Annotated in this window: 1 protein-coding gene; it reads right to left on the bottom strand. The window is 66.2% G+C overall.

Annotation, left to right across the window (positions count from 1 at the left end; all coding sequences use genetic code 11):
• Positions 1-60: 60 nt before the first annotated feature.
• A partial coding sequence (locus ACXWUF_RS21345) for a cation-translocating P-type ATPase (protein WP_458496556.1) occupies positions 61-2,995 on the bottom strand: 2,935 nt, incomplete at its 5' end.

Below are 2,995 nucleotides of genomic sequence, written 5' to 3'. Positions count from 1 at the left end.
TCCGTAGCCGGGAATGTCGGGCATGGGAATACAGGCCCGACCTACGCCTGCTGTCGCGGGCTAAAGCCCGCTCCCACCTGTGGATCGCACCTTAAACGCCTCATTAATCACCAACGGCAACCCGGCCCCCAATCCAATCATCAGCCATTCACCCGGCCCCGGTGGGGTAAGCCGCAGCAAGGTCCGCAACGGCGGGAACGCCACGGCGGACAATTGCAGCAGCACCGAACCCACCACCGCGCCACCCAGGAAGCGGTTGGGTGGCCGTCCGCGATTCAGCACAGTGGTGGTTTCGGAACGGCAACTCAGTGAGTGGAGCAATTGCGCCAGGGTCAGCGTCATGAAGGCATGGCTACCGGCGATGGCTGGATTGCCGGTGCGGGCCAGGGTCAGGCCGTGGACCACCAGCGTTCCGCCAGTCAGGAACAGCGACTCGCGCAGCATCTTGAGGGCGTCTTCCCGCCGCACGATGGGTTCGTCGGGATTACGCGGCGGTTCGTCCAGCACGTCCTTTTCCGGCGGCTCCACCGCCAAGCCTATCCCCGGCAGGATGTCGGTGATGAGGTTGATCCACAGCAATTGCATCGGATTCAGCACCTCGCCATGGCCCAGGGCCGTCCCCACCAGCATGATTTCGATTTCGCTGAGATTGCTGGACAGCAGGAACCGCAGGCTCTTGCGGATGTTGCGGTAGATGGTGCGGCCCTGCTCGACGGCGGCGATCATGGTGTGGAGATTGTCGTCCTCCAGCACCACGTCGGAGACCGAGCGGGCCACCTCGGTGCCTTGGTCGCCCATCGCCACGCCGATATTGGCCGCCTTGAGGGCCGGGCCGTCGTTCACGCCGTCGCCGGTCATCGCCACCACCCGCCCGGCTTTTTGCAGGGCTTGGACGATACGCAGTTTGTGAGCCGGACTGACCCGGGCGAAGATGGACACATCCTTGACCATCCCGGCGAGAATCTCGGGATCGAGCTGTTCCAGCGCGTTGGAGTCGACGATTTCCAGCGGCTTGTCGTGATTCATGCCGAGCCGCTTGCCCACGGAATACGCCGTGGCGCTCTGGTCGCCGGTAATCATGACGGTCTGGATGCCCGCCCGATGAAACTTGCCCATCAAGTCGGCCATGCCAGGTCGGAGGCTGTCCTCCATCCCCGCGAGGCCCAGCCACACGAGGTCACTGGTGGCGTCCGCCGTGGCGGTGCCGTCGCTGTGACGGAAAGCCACGCCCAGCACCCGCAAGGCTTCGCCCGCCATGGCTTCGTTGCGACGCTGGATGCCGACGCGAAGCTCGTCATCCAAGGGCAGGATGTCCGCGCCGCTCTGCCAGAAGGCGCAGAGATTCAGCACGTCCGAGGGACTCCCTTTCACCGCCACCAGATAACGGCCCTCGCCTTGTTCATGCAAGGTCGCCATATAGGGCCGGTCTTCGGCGCGGTGGATCGTCTTCACCAGCGGGAACGTCTGGCGCAGCGCATCCAAGTCCTCGCCCGTCGCCAGGGCGATTTCCACCAGGGCGCGTTCGGTGGGCGAGCCTTCCAGCCCGTGGCCGTTGCTCTTCACCTCGCTGCACAGGCAGACCATCCGCGCCAAGTTGACCAGCCCGGCCATGGTCTCGGGCACCACCGGCTGTTCATCCAGGTAGAACCCGTCATCGCGCAGTTCGATGGTTTGGCCGGGCAACTCGACCGACACCGCCTTCATGCGGTTGAGGGTGAGGGTGCCGGTCTTGTCGAGGCACAGGGTTTGCACCGAACCCAAGCCTTCCACGGCGGGCAATTGGCGGACGAGAACATGCCGCTCGCGCATCTTGCGGATGCCCAGCGCCAGCGTGGTGGTCGCCACGGCGGGCAAGCCTTCCGGCACGGCGGCGACGGCCAGCGACATGGCGGATTTCAGCATCGCCAACCCCGGCGTCCCGCGCAGCACGCCCAGCCCGAACACTCCGGCGCACAGCACCGAACTCGCCACGGCCAGTTGCAGACCCATCTGGTCCAACTGCTGCTGCAAGGGCGTGGCCGGGGTTTCCACCTCGCCCACCAGGGATTGAATCAGGCCGATTTCGGTGTGCCGCCCGGTGGCGACCACCACGGCCAGACCGCTGCCGCCCGTGACGATGCTGCCCATGTAAACCATGTTGTGGCGGTCGGCCAGCGGCGCATCGGCGGCGAGGGGACCGTTGGCATTCTTGGCGACCGGCAGGCTTTCGCCGGTCAATGAGGATTCATCCACGGTCAAGCGGCTGGACTTGAGCAAGCGGGCGTCGGCGGCGATTTGCGAGCCGGGCCGCAGCACCAGCACATCCCCCGGCACCACGGCCTCGACGGGCACCGGCACTTCCCGGCCTTCCCGCAGCAATAGCGTATGGGTGGCGCCCAGATTGCCCAAGGCGTTGATGGTCTTTTCCGCCTCGCTTTCGGTGATATAGCCGATGGCGGCGTTAATCAGCACCACGCCCAGAATAGCCACCGCGTCCACCACGCCGCCGGTGGCGATGGAAATCCCGGCGGAAACGCCCAGCATCGCCACGGGTGGATTGGTGAATTGCCCGGCGAACAGGCTCAGGGCGGAGCGGCGCTGCTTCTCCGCCAGCCGGTTGCCGCCATACACAGCCAAGCGCCGGGCGGCGTCGGTGTCGGCCAAGCCTTCCGGGCGGCTGTCGAGCCGATTCAGGGCGGTGTCCGCGTCTCGGGCGTGCCAGCATTCCTGCGGCGGCTGGGCGGCAATCTCGGCCATGGCCTGCGCCGCCGGGCTTTCCCGCCGGGAACGCGGCTTGCTGGCTTTGGGCTTGGCGGCGGGGACCACGGGCGAAATGGCTTCCGCCATCGGTTCGGCCCGCCATTGGCTGCGGGCGCGGGTTTCAACCGCCGCCAGGATGTCTTCCGGCGAACCGCCGGGGACATGGCAAATCAGGACTTGGCCGGTGAGTTCGTTGGCGGATACGGACAGGATGTCCGCATGGGTGCGGGCGAGTTCTTCCAGGGCCAGCTTGACC

This window comes from Methylomagnum sp. (assembly GCF_054333355.1).
Note: the sequence above shows the minus strand (reverse complement) of the source record. Positions and strands in the feature narration are given on the sequence as shown.